The sequence below is a fragment of the Natrinema salinisoli genome, from assembly GCF_020405205.1.
Taxonomy (GTDB): domain Archaea; phylum Halobacteriota; class Halobacteria; order Halobacteriales; family Natrialbaceae; genus Natrinema; species Natrinema salinisoli.
The window spans coordinates 112,926-129,722 of the sequence record NZ_CP084470.1 but is presented as its reverse complement, the minus strand read 5'-3'; the positions used below and the strand labels follow the sequence as shown (position 1 = coordinate 129,722).

Here is a 16,797-nt window from a genome sequence, read left to right as displayed (position 1 = left end):
GCAGGAGCGAGTTAAGGGTGAGTCTCTCCTCGACGGAACGCACGTTATCGCACTATTTTGTTGAGTGAGACGGTATCTGACTTCGTGGGGAAGACGCCGATAGATATCTTTCCGGACGGGATATCTCACTTGCGTAACCCCGTCTGAGGCGAGGAACACTGCCAGCGACGCGATCTCTTCTGGTTGCACGGTCGTCCTCGTGCATGAACGTACAATCCGTCCGAGAACAGTGTTAGGACGTTTGTTCGCTCAATTTGATCCACGGACACACCTCTCTCGGGTGCCTTGTACTCCACGTACCCGAACAGGAACTGAGGGTTTAGAACCCCCAGCGAAGGCCAGACATAGTGACGACGATCGCGACCATAAGGAGGAGTTCGATCATACTCAGCATACCATACTTCTTATTTAAGTCAGAGAGTCGTTCGTGGTCGGTCTCTTCGGCGGCAATTTCATCGAACATACCGGCTGTGAATTTGTGGAGTGGGCCAAACCCGAGGACGAGCAGCGCGATAGCGAGGACAAGTGCCGCCCACAGTGACGGTGTCGGGGATGCCAAGAGCCCCATCATGCTGGCGAGGCCGATTCCAGAGCCGATAACGCCGACCGAGACTGGTTCCATGAGAAGGTTCATCTTCGGCACGAACCCTTCGGCGAACTCGGCATTCGCTTCCTCGGAGAGACTACCCATTACAGGGCCGAGGACGACCGCACCGAGCACCGCAGTACCGAACCAGAACGCACCGAGGAAGAGGTGAACGGTAAACATGACCCGGACATCAGCGGATAAGTAGCCCAAGATAGGGAGTATAAGAGGAATGGCGACAGAACCGACCGCAAATGGTTGGCTAGCGGCATCAGTCATCAACCGGTACCGTTCGCGTCGATTCGCTGGTCTTTGTGCCCCAGTCAGTGACATACAGTATCACTCCCCATTACAGGACAATCATAATTATCATACAAAAAAGTGGTTGGGTTGACATAGGGTTATGAAGACAGTTTCACTGTCGATGACATCGTGAATGCACTATCAGAAAAGAGGTCTTAGTCCTCAAATCCAGGACCGGAAAGCCGAGACAGAGTTAATGGAGTGCACCACGTGTTCCATAGTACACCGACCACCCTCGATAATGCTCACACCGACAGTCATCACGGAGTTCGATAGACAGGTACCAGAAGAGACGGCAACAGCGACGTTCGGTCTCGGCTGTTTCTGGGGCCCCGATGCAACCTTCGGTGCGTTAGACGGCGTCGTACGGACGCGAGTCGGGTACGCCGGTGGGACGAAAGCTGACCCGTCGTACGAAGCCATTGGAGATCACACGGAAGTCGTTCAACTCGAGTACGACCCCGAGCAACTCTCATTCAGTGAGTTGCTCGAGCGGGCGTTCGACGAACACAATTCCTACCAGCAGTCTAGGAAACGCCAGTACCAGAACATCATCTTCACTGAAACGGCTGTACAACGCGATCAGCTGCGATCCTATCTAGACGGGAATGAGTTCAGCCGAGAGACGATCGATACGCGCCTCGAGAAGCTCGACCGATTTCACGTCGCAGAAGACTACCACCAGAAGTTCAATCTTCGCGGAAAGCGGTGGATCACCGATGCGTTCGCGGAGGCAGACTACGATGACGGAGCGATCAGAGAGTCCCCAGCAGCGGCGAAACTGAACGCCCACGCCGCCGGCCGCGATGTGAGTGTTCCCTTCGTCAATTCGACGTACGAGCCGCGGTCAAAGTAGTGGATACTCTAGTGAACTACCCCACCCTACTCGGTCGCTTGCGCTCCCTGCGTTGCTCCTTGAGGACGAGGCCCTAGCCTGTAAGAGTTAAAGTCTTGAAGAAATAGCAGATCCGATGCCTATGGAAACTTCTTGCCATTAGACAAGGTAGATAGTGCCATGAACCGCCGGCAGTATTTGGTGGGCGCTGGTACCAGTCTCGGCGCAGTTCCACTCGTATCGTATAGTGGTGGGGCGACCGGCCACCTCAGTATCGACATCGTCGAGACATCTGCACCGCTCGAGGGTGTCGACCTGCTCGACGTGACTGCCGAACTCGAGAACAGCGGATCCACCGATGAACGCGTCGAACTGGACTTTATCGTGGGAGAGGACCCAGTGCTGGTGAGCGAGCGAACGGTTCGACCGGGGACGACGGTCCTCTTCGAAGCTGACTCCGAACTGGTGGATCAACAGGGGTCGACACACTGGTACGTCGGTGACATCCTCCCCGCCGTTCACGGCGGGGCTTCCCCTACGAGAGGAATCCAATCTGGCAGGTTTCAGTCCGAGTAGGCCGCGAGCGTCATTTGCGAGGATTTCTCGCTCGTCTCACGGTGGACTGTGGCGCTGTCACTGGCACTCCCGTTCCGAGGCGAGTCATCGCGTTCCGGTTCCCAAGGAACGCTCTCTCCCCACGGATCTACGCGACCGGCAATGTTCGCGGCCGCGTTGATATCTGCCTGGAACTCTGTTACGTGGCAGTCGTCGTGTGGACAGACGAACTCTGCTTGTTCGTCCCGACGACCGAGGCGGTCGCATGCGTGGCAGGTCTGCGACGTGTATGCCGCATTGACGTACTCGACCGGAATCCCGGCTTCGGTGGCCTTGTTTTCGATACGGCCCTGAAGGCGGGCGAACGCCCACGCGTGCAAGCGTCGGTTCATGAACTTGCCGTAGTCGAGTCGTTCCCGGATGTACGAGAGATCCTCGAGTACGACCACCGGGTCGTCAAAGGATTCGGCGTACTCGACGGCTTCGCGAGACGCCTTCTCGACGATATCCGTCAGGGCGTTCTGGTAGTGATCAAAGCGCTCGTCGATTCGCCACTGTTCGGCGTCACGTTCTTGCAGACGCTTCAACGTCGTGAACATCTCTTTGCGGAGGTGTCGCGCCCGACTACCACTTTCGAGCATCGGTTTCCGTGGTGCGTCGCGCTTGAGGGCACAGCCCGTAATCAGCGAGCTCTCGCCGACGTCGAAACCGATGTACGTCGGATCGTCCGGATCGGCCGGTTCGGCGACCGAGAACTCAACGGTGACGTGCAACTCCCACGACGTTCGGCGACGCTGCAGGCGGAGTTCACCCGCTTTCGCGTCGTCGTTCAGAAGGTCGAACCAGAGCGATTCCTGTTCGGGATTGATCCGAAGCGGGATCCAGAAATTCGTCCCACGACCCGGTTGCGGTGCTTGCCAGACAAAACCGTATTCGCGCTCATCAGAGTAGTCGAACTTCGCGGCCCGGTTGACGAGTCGAAGCGGATGCTCGTCGTCGAGTTCGCGGGCATTGTACGTCTTCCGGAGCTTCGGGACGTACGACTTGAGCGCGTCTTTGGCCTGATACGGCAGGTCATAGGGCGTCACAACGTCGTTGACGGCAGACATCGTATTCGCACCAGCATCGAACGCGTCGTGGAGTGCGTCTCGGTAGGTGTCCAAGAGACGCTGCAGACGGTGCTCTTTGCCCGCTGTGGGCGTAGCGAGCGTGGCCTGCAACGTTTTCGTCACCGTATCAGACACACACTTAGATAAAGACCAGACAAAATTAAGTATGACGGATTGAAACAATGATCTGTGCCAAACATCAATTTCGAGGTAGACGATGACCAGTACGAGCGATTGAAAGAGACAAAAAACGCCACGGGCTGACTTGGAAGGGGATGATGCTCTACGCACAAGAGCAGTTGGATTCCGAGAGGGGCAACTGACCGGTGGACGGCGTAGTCAAGTAACGCGATTCCCCACCCGGCCTAAAGGCCGGGGTTCCCTCGCTGTTTAAAGATGGGGCTGCACCGCCAACCGTCGATGTGGCCCGGCCAGCCACCAGCGAACTTGCCGCCGACGAATCGGCTACCCTCGAACTCGAGGTCTCGAGCGGCGCGGCCGAATTGGATCGTGTCGTGTGGTGGCTGACCCAGTCGGACGTAATCCTCGACGTGTCCGACGTAGCAGGGGACAGTGACACTGCTTCGATCGAGATCGATGGGGGGTGCCACACGTGTCAGATCGAGGCGTGGGTGATCGACGACAACAATGCGTATACGGCGGTCAATCCGTGGGTGTTCGAAGCTTCCGACGCGGCAGACAACGATGATGATACGAATGAAGGGAACGTTGCTGTGCGGATTCAGGAGACAAATAGTCCGGTGACTGGTGGGGAGACCCTCGAGGTGACTGCTGCGATCGAAAATACCGGTTCGTCAGAGGTGACCCGCGAAGTCACTCTGGTGGTCGGCAACGATCCAGAGACCGTGGACAGTCGCATGGTGACGGTCCCCGCCGGTGAAACGGTACAACTCGATCTCCTGTTCGAGACGTATCCCGTGGCTCGAGATGACGAGTTCCCGGTACGCGTGGAAGCCGGCGAAAGCACAGGTGAACGCGGTGTCTATGTGCACGGAACGGAATCGTAGGACGTCCGGGGTCGCGCCGAATAGATAACGCGAATGAGGTACAGTCTGAGACGGGATCTGCGAGGGATAGTGATCGGTAAGTACAGACAAGCAGATAACGGAGCGATGACCAATTTGTCCGAGAAATATCAGAAACTGCGTGCTGAATACAGAGGATGAGTTCAGCGAAACTGGTCCTCTGTTTAGACGTGGAGCAGCAGCCTGCTCTTTTCACTGATGACACGCAGCGACTCAGCCATTCTGACAAATCACAAAATGTAGAGTTCCTTCACAAAAGAACGGTGTTTTTATGTAGTTTTATTCATATATATCGAGTATGCCCTCCCGACGTGATGTTCTTGCAGGCGCAGTAGCTGGTGCTGCTGGATTGGCAGGTTGTCAGGCATCTGCCTTCGAGAGTGCCGGTTCCGTGAGTGGATATGTTCAACTAAAAAGTATTGAAGGCTGGCCAACGGACGGTGCCAACGAGACCGTACTGGATGTTTCCTTTGATGATCGTGCAGAAAAAGTGGACGGCTATATTTCCGAACAGTGGAGTGATTACATTGATGACCCCGACCAACCGATAATCTCGGAGACGTTTCACGACGAATTACACCAGACATACGATCAGGTTTGGTATGTGATCGGCGTCTGTAGTGAGCAATGGGAAACTGGTGATTTCACGGGTTGTCATAACGATTTCACGGACCGTGGAAATTTCAATCAAGCACAGGTGTACGACCGGGTGGAAGCGTCCTATTTGGAAGAAAAGGAACACATAGAAATTTATGATGTCATTGGTACTAAGACAAAATCATCCGCGGAATAACACACCATAACCAAGTCGTTCTATTGAATTCCTATTTTCGATTACTTTCCCGCTGAAACAGCCGTTAGATAGTCAGATATAGTGAGTGGCTGGTTCACCCGTCTCGACGTGAAATGAACGGCAACCCCGTGCTGCATTCATCCTCTGTATTCAGCAGGGCGTTTCTGATAATATATCGGGGCTATCCGGCACAGGTCCGACACGAACGAGCATGGGACGATCGGCCGACGCCTACAACGCGTTTCGACGCCGGGTTCTCCCGAGGGTTCAGAACGTGCTGGACGTGATGACCGGCGGATACGCGCTCAGAGACACACCGCCGAGGAGTACGTCGGAACCCTCTGCTGTTCTGAGCCAGATTTCGAGACCGCGTCAGCCTCCTCGAAATCGCCGTAGTCATATCTTCGTGTCAAGATGAGGCACCCACCCCCGCTACGGTTTTGCTTCAAGAACCATCTCGAACGGCGGCGTCTCGGTCGCGCGGCGGAACTCCGAAAAGCCACCCTCGGTGACCACCTCACGTAGCCGTTCTTCCCCAGCCTGAGCGCCTAATGCGTGGGGACCTTCCTGATTGAGTGCGTTTGGCGTACACATCATCGTAGACACCGAATAATACATCCGCCCACGCGGATGCAGATTCTCCTCAACTCGATCACCACTGAGTGGCTCTACGATCATCCACGTGCCGTCGTCAGCGAGTGTCTCTCGGACGTGCGCTGCAACACCGACTGGATCACCCATGTCGTGCAGGCAGTCAAAGGAGGTGACGAAGTCGTAATCACTACCGTCGTACTCCTTGGCTCTCGCAACCTCGAAGCTGACCTGATCGGTTACCTCGGCGGTAGCCGCGCGTTCGCGTGCCGCTTTGATAGACCCCTCGTGGTAATCGTATCCGACGAACGTCGACTTGGGATAGGCTTGAGCCATAGTGATTATCGATTCGCCCTGGCCACACCCGATGTCAGCGACTCGTGCGCCCTCTTGGAGTTTCTCGTCAACCCCGTCGAGGGAAGGGATCCAGTCGGAAACAAGGTTTTCCTTGAAGTCAAATTCGGAGGCGCGCATCATGCCTTGGAAGACCCCCTCGTCGTGTTCGTGCCATCCGACGCCGTCACCGGTACGGAAGGCTGTCTCAATCTTGGGCGTGATCTTACCGGCGGCGGTAGCGATCTGGAACAAGCCCGCAAGCGGAGATGCTGGACCTTCCGTATCGGCTAGCAAGAGTGCCTGTTCCGGGGAGAGGCTGTAGTGCTCCGTCTCGGGGTCGTAGCTCACGTAATCGCTGGCTGCACTGGCAGCGAGCCACTCGCGCACATACCGCTCAGCGGTGTCAGTGCGGTCGGCGAGTTCGCTCGTTGTGAGCGGTCCGTGTTCGGCAAGAGCATCGTAGAGTCCGAGCCGATCGCCGATGACGGCTAGCGGTGCGTACGCGATCGCGCCGATATCGGTAGTGGCAGTTTCTATCAGTTCTTCGAGTCTGTCTTCGTTAATGGACATTGTGTCACCCTTGACCTATCTTCTCCCGGTTCTCTATGTATCATTCGTACTCTCGTTCGATTGTTCCGGTGCCCATTCGGGTTATGCCTCCGCAGAGAACGACACGACTGCGCGAGTAGAATAAGTATCTAGTGGGGTTCTGGCAGCTATTGACGTCGGTGCAGACGATGCAAGGTCGTCACCGCCTGCAAGTGGGAAGATTCCGCTCTGCGGATCGCCTCTTCACTGAGCGGATCACCAGCTTTCACGAATAGCCATAAAGCATTCTTCTGCATCGATCGGACCCACTTCTGACTGAGCGTCGGAGTCTGCTGAATCTATCCTCTGTAGTCAGCACGCCATTTCTGTCAGTGTTCGCATAGAATGAGCAGCCGCTGCTGGATAGAACGCACGAATGTCGGATGAGATCGGGGCCGATTTGTGACGGCAGTGATCGCTCAGTACAGCTGAAGAAATTACTACAGAACTCTCTACCAATATTGAGCTAACACTGTTCCGTTTCAGCAGAGGTGTCACAGGTTTCAGTAACCGTAAATCCGACGTGGTCGAACGTGGTGACTTTGATAGTGACGGCTACGCAATCAGATTCGGCATTAGTGAGTTCGCGTTCAACCCACTCTTTATCCCCCTCCAGCTGGCCTGTAATAGCGAACTGACCCGGTTCATGTGGCCATGTACAGTCGAGGAAAGTCCAAGAGTCCTCTGGGGGAGTTCATGAGTAGATTCATCAATGATTTCCCCCTCGTTCGTAATTCGAACGGACAGTGTCCGTTCCTTACTCTGCATATTTCCGAGGGCAACGCCGAGAAGTTCGACATCATCGTTGAAAAAGCCCGTACAGCCAGAAAAGCAGATTGTGGCACCAGCGGTAACTACAGAGAGATACTGCCGTCGATTCATACTATATGTTAATAATATGTACATGAATTCTTTTTGGGATAGTGACACGGGTACTGTTCCATACGCAGATCTGCTGAACGGCTGGTTCATCGACTGAGAACGAAATAAACAAAGCCATCATGCTGAACTCATTCTCTGTATCGGTCACGCCAATTCTACCAGTTACTGGATAGATCGAGCAAGACATGCTGAATACACCGCGCGGATGCGGCACGAGATTGTAATCGATCTACGGAAGTGGTGATCACTTAGTACAGGTAAGACACACATTGCTTAGTGGTCCTGAAATATTCCTAATCCAGTGTCCTATCTTCTCTCAGCATCGTTTTTAAACGTGTGAGACTGATAATCTCGTGGTATATCATAGCCATGTTACGTCCAAAATGCTGGGCATAGCTGGACCCGCAGAAAGAAAGGAGTTGAGCTCCATATATGAATTTGAATTAATAAATAGTATCACCACTCGCCTCTATCTCTCATTAGTATTTCTTTTGACCTTGTGAGATTTATGACTCCGTACGATATCACTAGCCATGTTACGCCTACAAATCCGAGTATAGTTGTTGGGCCTGCTGGAATATAGGGAATCATTATGAGATACGGAAATACAAAAGCCAGCACAATCATTCCTACTCCATATCCTGCAAAGTTGCGTATTTTATGAGGATTATTATTACGTTGAGTCCATGTTAGTAGTGTAAGAAATACAGCATACGGTCCAAAGGAGATAAACTTGAGAAACAGTTCGACAAATCCTCCAAGGCCAAAACTATCTCCTCCAATATCAGTTTCTATGAGGTATATCTCACCATCTGTATCTTCTACGAGACCATATTGTGGACTATATACTCCACTAGGAGAGTTTTCATGAGTCTCAGCAGTAGGGAATTCTGGCGAGTCTGTATAACCATTGCAATAATATAGATAGTCTTTACACACGTTGACGCTTCCAAGGTATTGCGAGCCAGCATATCTATCCCCACTCCTCCGGGGCTGGTCTTTTGCTTCCTCGAATGCTCGCTGTGCGTCTGATGAAAGGTCATCTACAGGTGTCGGATTTGATGTACTGATGTTTTTCTCTCTTACCGTTTCTTTAAAGGCATTTGTTGGCTCATGAGAGATCTCATACGATGGTCCAGATTTATGATAGGGATTTGTGAGCGACATTGGATGAACTATAGTGGCAAACAAAAAGAAAACAACGAGTATCGAAAATAGAGTCGTAACTTTCACCTTCATCATCACTCATCTTCGTGTCAACAGTAAGTGTTTTTTGGTCTAGGGTGTAATGGAATTTGACTCAGTCACAACTCCTTACTGTCTTCGTACGCCTAATCGTTCAGTTTGCATGTGTAGTGAACAGCTGGTACACTACTTTCGATCCAAAACAAACGGGGTCGTCATGCTGCACACATCCTCTGTATTCACCACGCTGTTCTTGGCAGTGGCCCGGGAGTTCGCTCAGGTCTTGCTGAATACACAGCGCGAATGTCGCACGGGGTTCGGCTCGATCTTCGACGTAGTGATCAGTCAGTACAGGAGAAGCAGTTATTGAACTCATTCCTCGCAGCGGATATTGGTGGTCAGCTTTCAAACGGAAGACCTCCAAGGAATTCGTCACTCTGGTAATCGAGATGATCTAATCGAGGACCGAGCAGTTCACGGACAAGGACCACCAAGGGATTAGTCGTTCCTTCTCCGACTATTGCAGTTTCCGTTTTCGCCCCATCAGCATCTTCGTCCCACAGACCAACAACGACTTTCACTCGATCAGCGACAATCAGCCGACTCACTTTGGGATAGCTCGAGTGTTCATACATCCAGTCCATCTGAGGTTCCCATATCGTCGCTTCTGGAAGACGATCTCGAAAGAACTCCCGTGCCTCTCGACTTTTCGTCCCAGCATGGAGTTCAGCTCCTCGCTCGATAGCTCTCTCCGCATGAGGGAGACACTCCTCGTCGAGGAGTTCGTCAGAGGCGTAAATCAGAAACAGTTCATCCTCAGCTCTATCAGCCAACCCCCGGCAGTAGTCGTACACGGCCTCACGCCCCTCCAGTCGCCCAACGGTGCTTTCGTCTGGTTTGCGACCCAGGCTGAACCGTGAGAGCAGATCTTTGAGTACGTCTATGTCCATCCACTCGGTGTCACTTGTCACATAGTTCTCGCTGGTGACGATGTTTTCATCGCGGTCGTACGTGAGCAGCCCTGCTTGGTCAAGCCGAGGCAAATAGTTGTGATGGAGCGAGATAACCATCTCCTCCATATCTCGTTCGTCCTCCGAAACGAGTTGTTCAGCAACCTCAGTCACGGAAAGTCCGTGAGAAGCATCGGTGAGTGCGGTCAAAACCGCCCGATTGGTGGCATCTGTGAGTAGCCGAATGAGGTCTTGGTCCTGCGAATCCATTACCAGAGAATATTCATGAGTGGTTATAAAGAGTAGGCATCAGTTAGAACACATTGTCATCGAATTGTAATATATAAATTCACACGGAAGGTTAAGCCCTTCTAATGATCAAATAAGCGTATTTACTGGATTTATTATTCATTGTATCTGGTGTGAATCAAACAAAGCCGTCGTGCTGAACTTATCCTCTGTATTCAGTACGCTGTTTGTGGAAATATCCGGACAGAACACTCAATCGTTGCTGAATAGAGAGCGCGAATGTTCCTCGGGATTCGACTCGGTCTGTGAAAGTGGTGATCGCTCGGTACAGGGCACAGGTAGGGACCGTCCCCGGACCCATTATATAAAGGGTACTCGATCATCCCCGTTCGACCCCTTTATACAAATACAAGAGGTTACCAGATCATGTCAACTACCATTCGAAACAGACTCGAAAGCCGATACGCGGGAATTACGCTCGAAGGACACCCCCACGCACTGACGGCGTGGTTCGTCGTCGCCCTGCGGGTCGTGATGGGCGGAATGATCCTGTTCGCGGGACTTGGCAAGATCACTGACTGGCCGTTCGACGCCAGCGGGTATCTCATGCACGTCGATCCGGCTAGCCCCGTCAGCGGCCTCTTCGCCGCGATGGCCAGCAACGCCGCCCTGCTCGAGATCATCAACGTCGTCGTACCGGTCACTCAAGTGTTGATCGGCGTCGCGCTGATCACCGGCGCATTCGTCCGCCTGGCAGCCCTCGGTGGCACGATCCAGATGACGATGTTCTACCTCGGCGGCTGGGAAGGACAGTGGCTCGCACTATTCGACTCCACGCTGATCTACGTCGTCGTCTTCCTGGCGCTTGGTGCCTTTGCGGCGGGCCGCATCGCCGGCCTTGACCGCTACATCGAACAGATCAAAGTCGGCGGCCAACCGCTCCTCGAGCGGTACCCGAAGCTTCGGTATCTGCTCGGCTAACACGGACCGTCTTTTCCTGCGGACTGGTTAAAGCCTCACAGTATCCCGAAGCTGTGTACTGATCCAATGAACACCGTTAAATCAACGGATCGCGTGCTGCCTTCCTTCTCTGTATCGGCCACGCCGTTACTGATGGACGTTTGAGGAATCTCTATCGGTGGTGGACTCGACGCAGTGCGTCGGCAGTCGCTGTCCCAGAGATACGGATGTATTTCTGTGCAGTCGCCAGATCGCTCCACCCCATCAGCGCCTGTAGCGGCACCGGGGCGACGCCCTTGTAGGCGTGGTAGCTGGCGGCGGTCGCTCGCAGACAGTGTGGATAGACATGACCAGGAAGGTCAGCTGCGCTCGCGGCAGCCTGTACTCGTCTGTTGATTGTTGACCGCGAGCGAGGAAACGAATCGTAGCGGTTGGCAAAGCGTTCGACGCACAGTTCCAGCCGAAGCGAGAGGTCGAACGGGATGAGGCGAGCCGAGGCCACGGTCTTCGGATGCCAGCGGGACGCGACGGTATCCTCGACAGATAGGTCGTCGTTGTGGGTGGCTTCCTGTCGAGCTTGTCGTTTGCAGTATCCGCACCGACATGGTTCGTGCTGTGGGATGCGAATCTTTCGGTGGTTCCAGTTTACCCATGCAGTCTGAAAGTGGGCGATTTCGCCAGCCCGAAGCCCGAGTCGGCCTGCGATGAGACAAATGAACCGCGCTTCAAAGTCGTGTGGTTCTGTGAGCGTCGAACACGCTTCCAGTAAGAGTTCGAACTCGCGGTCGGTTAGGACGTCTTCGTGAGTATGCCGGGTGGTTAGGCCCGTCGGTGGCGATCTGCCCACTCAGTCGCGGGTTGGTTGTGATGAGACACCCGTAACGATCCTCATGCTGGTGGATTGGGAGTACCGCCAAGCTGTGCTGCATACACCGCGCGTATCGGTCATGTCATTACAGCTGAAACCGTTGGCGAGGAATCGCTAAGTACAGAGAGAACACTGAGCGTGTAAAAGAGTGCTATCCGTGAAACAGGACTTCTCCCATGTTGTCATTGTAGATTTACCCTGACTTTGCTTGAGTTCCGGTACGTCCCCGCCACACCTCAATGAGTATTACACACCATGTTATCGCGAGTAGGGCAGGAATATGCCGCGACGAAAATGAGATATCTGTGAACATCAGGAGATACGGATATCCAAGCACTATGGTGAGGAGAGTAGCTCCGTATCCTACTGAGGTGCGTGTTGGGGCAGGTGGGGTGGATGTCCACGTTCGATAAGAAAGGAAGAGAACATATGGACTAAGAATCAACAATCTGGCACCCTGCTCAATTGTACGGGAAACTCCATTCCAACTTGCACCTGCCGTATTAAATGAGCGTGCTTCTACGAGATATTGTTCTCCATCAGAATCTTCTATCAGAGTATGTTCACTGCCAGAATTGGATGGGTTTGGAAGTTCTCTATATTCATCGCAGAGGATAAGCGCGGGATCACAGGTTCGTATCTCTAAATATTGTCGCCCAGGGGTATTATCTCCGAACTCTTGTGGTTCTTGTGGTTGGTCTTTCGCTTCCTGAAATGCTCTTTGTTGGTTCTCAGATAGTTCTTCTACAGGGATAGCTGCCTCCGTATTAAGAGACTTCTCACGTACAGTTTTATTAAACGCCTCTGTCGATTCATGTACAACCGAATAAGTCATTTGATCATACTCATCAGGACCATATGGTTCTGTAAGGGCACCGGGATAGAAGATCGCACCTGTGAGGAGAACCGTGACGATAAATGACGCTATCAGAAGAGTTCTAGACTTCATTAAAAAACAATCATCCGATTGAAGGTAAGTGCTTTGTGGAACTCAGTGTTCAATACGCATATCTACGGAACGGCTAGTTCGTTAGATTGGGCGTGAAACGAACGGGATCGTCGTGCTGAACTCATCCTCTGTAGTCAGCACGCCGTTTCTGACAGTGTTCGCGTAGAATGAGCAGCCGCTGCTGGATAGAACGCGCGAATGTTGCACGAGCTCTGGCATGATTTGCGGAGCTGGTGATCGTTCAGTACAGGGAAAGCCGTTACCGAAGTGGCTATCGGTCTGTCCGAATTATGCCAAAAATCGTCTGCTGAATATAGAGCGCGAATGCAGAACTCTCTGACTATACAGTAACAAGGGGTGGCGACGTCGACACAGGCCATTTAGGTATCGACAGCCGGAAGGGTAAACGAGAACGTCGATCCCTCGTCAGGTTCGGAGTCGACCCAGATCTCGCCGCCGTGGCGCTCGACGATCCGACGGGACAGCGCGAGACCGATGCCCGTCCCCGAGTGTTCCTCGTGTGTATGCAGTCGTTGGAACACCTCAAAGATACGCTCCTGTTCATTTGGATCAATCCCAATACCATTGTCCTGCACTGAAATGATCCATTGTTCGCCATCACGCGTGGCAGAAATATCGACCTGCGGCGGTTCGTCCCCGCTGTACTCGATCGCATTACTCAGCAGGTTCTGGAAGACCTGGCGTAACTGGCTGTCGTCGCCATCTACGCGTGGGAGATCGTCGGTTGTGATCTCGGCGTTACTCTTGTCGATCCGTATTTGGAGATCTTCGCGAACGTCATCGAGGACGTCGTCGAGGTCGACCGGTTCGAACGGATCGCCACGCGTTTCGATGCGCGAGTATTCGAGCAGCCCGTCGATCATCTGGCGCATCCGCTCGGCGCCGTCGACGGCGAATTCGATGAACTCTTCGCCGTCCTCGTCAAGCGCATCGCCGTACTGATTCTCGATCAACTGGAGGTAGCTCGTCACCATTCGCAGTGGCTCCTGGAGGTCGTGGGAAGCGGCGTAGGCGAACTGCTCTAACCGTTCGTTCGACTCCTCGAGCTGGCGTTGGTACTCTCGAAGTTCGGTAACGTCTTGGACGACGAGCATCCCGGCGTAAATCTCGTCGTCGGCATTCCGGACAGGAAGCGTATGCGCTAACAGGGTGTGTTCATCGAGATCGATGTCGAACGAATTCGATTCGCCGTCGAAGACGGCGCGGAAGTTCGGTTCGATACGGTCGACGAGTTCGTCGGGATAACGCCCGTAAATCGTCGTGTCGACGATCTCGTCCGGGGAAAAGCCGAGGCCGTCGAGGAGTTCACCACCGACGACGTTGTAGGTCAGATCCTCGTCGTAGAGGCCGACTGCGCCGTTCGGGAAGTTCTCGACGAGCGTCCGGTAGCGCCGTTCGGATTCCTCGAGCGCACGCTCGCGCTCTTTCCGTTCGCTGATGTCACGCGCGATGCCGATTCGTTCGGTTCTGTCGCCGGGCAACATAGCGAACGTCGCCTCCGCGGGAATGCGACCGCCGTCTGCCGTCCGTACTGTCGCTTCTATCATCGATTTGTCGGTGCTCCCCTCCGCGATCGCCTTCTCCAAGGATGTTGCCCGTTCGATCGTATCCTCGTCGACGACGAGTGAGACGTGCGATCCAAGCAGTTCCTCCTGGGAGTACCCGGTCAGATCGGTGTACGCGTCGTTGACCATCGTAAAACGCCCGTCCTCGTCGACCGTGTAGATTCCGTCGTTGGCGGTTTCGACGATCTTCTCGTACTTCGCCAGTTCCCGCTCGCGCTCTTTCCGCTCGGAGATGTCGCGGACGACACTTGCTCGACCGATCGATCCGCCACTGGCCTCGTTTGGGCCGAATCGTCCCTCGACCGGAACGCGGTCACCGCCCGCGGTCTCGAGGTCGAATTCGATCGTGGCGTACTCCATTTCGCCCGCGAGGACGTCTTCATTCAACTCTTCGGCTCGTTTGTTAACGTCCTCGTCGTGGATGAGCGTGACGCGTTCCCCGAGCAGCTCCTCGCGATCGTAGCCGCTCATCTCACAGAACGCGTCGTTGACCATCACGAACCGATTATCACTGTCGAGCGTCACCACGCCGTCCCAGACCGTTTCGATAGTCCGTTCGTACCGCTCTAACTCCCGCTCGCGTTCTTTCCGTTCGGAAACGTCTCGGAAGTAGACTGAGATACCAGACTCGGAGGGATAGAGATTCGCCTCGACCCAGAACTCGAGGTTGTCGTTGTAGAACTCGAGACTGGTCGACTCCTGTGAGTTCATTGCCGTTTCGAAGGCGTCCCGAACGTCGTCCATCCGATCGATAGTAGGGAACGCTTCCCAGATGTTTTTGCCGAGCAGCTCCCCTTCGGAGTGCTCGAGGAGTTGCTCGGCGCGTTCGTTGACGTGGGTGAATCGATACTCTTCGTCGACTGCGTAGAATGCATCGGAGATTCGACCGAACACCCGCTGGAGTTCGCTCTTGAGTTCCTGCTCGCGCTCGTGCCGATCAGTCATATCGCGGGTGATTTTCAGGTATCCTTGGGTGATTCCTTTCTCGTCGCGGACCGCTGTAATCGTCACGTTTGCCCAGAAGCGTGTGCCGTCCTTTCTGACGCGCCAGCCTTCATCTTCGATGGATCCCGCTTCGGCGGCCCGTTCGAGATTCCGTTCGGGGACGCCCGCTGCACGATCCTCCTCGGTGTAGAACCTCGAAAAGTGTTCGCCGAGGACCTCCTCAGAGTCGTATCCCTTGATCGCTTTCGCCCCTTCGTTCCAGCTGACGACGTGACCCTCCGCATCGAGTCGAAAGATTGCATCTTCCTCAACGGCGTCGACCAGCGACTGAAACTGCTCTTCGGTTTCATGGCGGGCATCCTCCGATCGCTTTCGATCCGTGATATCGTAGTAGAGTTCGATCCAACCGCCGGCGTGTTCACCCGATTCGATCGGTTTGCTCCGGTGCTCGAGCCAGCGTTCCTCACGGTCGTCGCCCGCTGTGATGCGGAACTCGAACTCCCCGATGTTGCTATTGTCGTCGTATGTCGCCAAGACCGTCTCTACAAATCTGTCTGGATCGTCGACTGTGTCCGCGACGAGTTCGTGTACGACCTGTCGTTTGTCGCGGCCGATGAGGTCGTCCCGATCGAGGCCGAAATACCGTTCGATCGTCTCGTCGGCCCACGCGACCTCGAACTCGTCGTCGAGAACGAAGACGCCGATATTTGCTTCGTCAAGAACGCTCGTCATCGAATCGTACGACGCTTGTGCTGACTCGATCGTTTTCAGCCGCTGCTTTTGTTCGGAGACATCTCGTACGACACCGATCGTTCCCTGAAGCTCCCCCTCGGTGAGCAGCAGGTTGATCCGTAATTCGCAGGGAACCACGTTTCCATCGGCAGTGTGGACACCGAATTCGAAGGTAGCAATGTCCTCATCTTCAGTCTCGACCTGATTCTTGATTTCGCGCTCGATGCGTTCGATAACGGCATCAGTGAGAACAAGTGAGACATGCTCACCGAGGAGTTCCTCGCGAGAATACCCTGTTGTCTCAACGATCACGTCGTTGACCGCAACGAAGTGTCCATCCGAATCGAGCTGATATACCCCGTCGTCGATCGTGTTGACGAGTGTCCGATACCGATGGAGTGCCTCGTCGTCGTCGACGTCACCCCAAAATTCCTCGTCGGGGCAGCCCGCTCGTGTACTCATTACCTATTTATGATCAGCATCCAACTTAAGCCACTCGCCGATCATCCAAGAGTTTGCGTTTTTGTCTGGAGAACGGCTGGTTCAGTAGCCACGGCATGAAACAAACGAACCCGCCGTGCTGAACTCATTCTCTATATTCCGCACGTCGTTTCTGACAGATATCGAAGAAATAGATGGAATCCACGGTGACACCTTCGTTTGTACTTATCGCTGTCCTCGAGGACGGAATTTGCGAGTAGTACTTACTGTAAGTAAAGATACGAACTGAGCACCAAGGACTCTGTCAG

At 54.0% G+C, this 16,797-nt stretch carries 13 protein-coding genes; 5 read left to right on the top strand and 8 right to left on the bottom strand.

The genetic code is table 11. The annotated features are described in order from the left end of the window. Positions 1–319: 319 nt before the first annotated feature. Positions 320–865 carry a hypothetical protein gene (locus tag LDB05_RS21370; protein WP_226008244.1) on the bottom strand — a complete coding sequence of 182 codons (546 nt, stop codon included), beginning with the start codon at positions 863–865 and terminating at the stop codon, positions 320–322. 262 nt (positions 866–1,127) lie between these two features. Here LDB05_RS21370 and LDB05_RS21365 point away from each other — a divergent pair, with 262 nt between their 5' ends. Together LDB05_RS21365 and LDB05_RS21360 are read left to right on the top strand one after the other, a co-directional pair. Further along, positions 1,128–1,745, top strand: coding sequence for a peptide-methionine (S)-S-oxide reductase MsrA (locus tag LDB05_RS21365; RefSeq protein ID WP_226008310.1), 618 nt, complete (start codon positions 1,128–1,130; stop codon positions 1,743–1,745). A 159-nt stretch (positions 1,746–1,904) separates the two neighbouring features. Then, positions 1,905–2,300, top strand: coding sequence for a hypothetical protein (locus LDB05_RS21360; protein WP_226008243.1), 396 nt, complete (start codon positions 1,905–1,907; stop codon positions 2,298–2,300). Here LDB05_RS21360 and LDB05_RS21355 read toward each other — a convergent pair. Beyond that, positions 2,288–3,523 (bottom strand): RNA-guided endonuclease TnpB family protein, encoded by a 1,236-nt coding sequence (locus tag LDB05_RS21355; protein WP_226008242.1) that lies wholly within the window; start codon positions 3,521–3,523, stop codon positions 2,288–2,290. The two genes, LDB05_RS21360 and LDB05_RS21355, sit on opposite strands and share 13 nt — an antisense overlap. Positions 3,524–3,810: 287 nt before the next feature. Between LDB05_RS21355 and LDB05_RS21350 the strand changes: the two genes are divergently transcribed. Together LDB05_RS21350 and LDB05_RS21345 are read left to right on the top strand one after the other, a co-directional pair. After that, positions 3,811–4,416, top strand: a complete 606-nt coding sequence (locus LDB05_RS21350; protein WP_226008241.1) for a hypothetical protein — start codon at positions 3,811–3,813, stop codon at positions 4,414–4,416. A gap of 316 nt (positions 4,417–4,732) precedes the next feature. Next, a complete protein-coding gene (locus LDB05_RS21345) occupies positions 4,733–5,227 on the top strand; it encodes a hypothetical protein (protein WP_226008240.1) in 495 nt (164 codons plus the stop codon). 432 nt (positions 5,228–5,659) lie between these two features. Here the strand turns inward: LDB05_RS21345 and LDB05_RS21340 are convergent, their stop codons facing one another. The 3 genes from LDB05_RS21340 to LDB05_RS21330 form a co-directional block, all read right to left on the bottom strand. Further along, positions 5,660–6,724, bottom strand: coding sequence for a methyltransferase domain-containing protein (locus tag LDB05_RS21340; protein WP_226008239.1), 1,065 nt, complete (start codon positions 6,722–6,724; stop codon positions 5,660–5,662). A gap of 1,356 nt (positions 6,725–8,080) precedes the next feature. After that, entirely contained in the window at positions 8,081–8,863 is a 783-nt protein-coding gene (locus tag LDB05_RS21335; RefSeq protein ID WP_226008238.1) for a hypothetical protein, read from the bottom strand. A gap of 344 nt (positions 8,864–9,207) precedes the next feature. Next, on the bottom strand, positions 9,208–10,029 hold the full coding sequence (locus LDB05_RS21330) for a DUF7344 domain-containing protein (protein ID WP_226008237.1): 822 nt from the start codon (positions 10,027–10,029) through the stop codon (positions 9,208–9,210). Between the two features lie 405 nt (positions 10,030–10,434). Between LDB05_RS21330 and LDB05_RS21325 the strand changes: the two genes are divergently transcribed. Further along, positions 10,435–10,989 (top strand): DoxX family protein, encoded by a 555-nt coding sequence (locus tag LDB05_RS21325; RefSeq protein ID WP_226008236.1) that lies wholly within the window; start codon positions 10,435–10,437, stop codon positions 10,987–10,989. Between the two features lie 151 nt (positions 10,990–11,140). On the opposite strand, the gene LDB05_RS21320 is transcribed toward LDB05_RS21325, so the two are convergent. The 3 genes from LDB05_RS21320 to LDB05_RS21310 form a co-directional block, all read right to left on the bottom strand. After that, the gene (locus LDB05_RS21320) at positions 11,141–11,815 is read right to left on the bottom strand and encodes a tyrosine-type recombinase/integrase (RefSeq protein WP_226008235.1); all 675 of its coding nucleotides are present in this window, start codon (positions 11,813–11,815) and stop codon (positions 11,141–11,143) included. Between the two features lie 214 nt (positions 11,816–12,029). Beyond that, entirely contained in the window at positions 12,030–12,785 is a 756-nt protein-coding gene (locus LDB05_RS21315; protein WP_226008234.1) for a hypothetical protein, read from the bottom strand. Between the two features lie 380 nt (positions 12,786–13,165). Continuing rightward, on the bottom strand, positions 13,166–16,510 hold the full coding sequence (locus LDB05_RS21310; RefSeq protein ID WP_226008233.1) for a PAS domain S-box protein: 3,345 nt from the start codon (positions 16,508–16,510) through the stop codon (positions 13,166–13,168). Positions 16,511–16,797 lie beyond the last annotated feature (287 nt).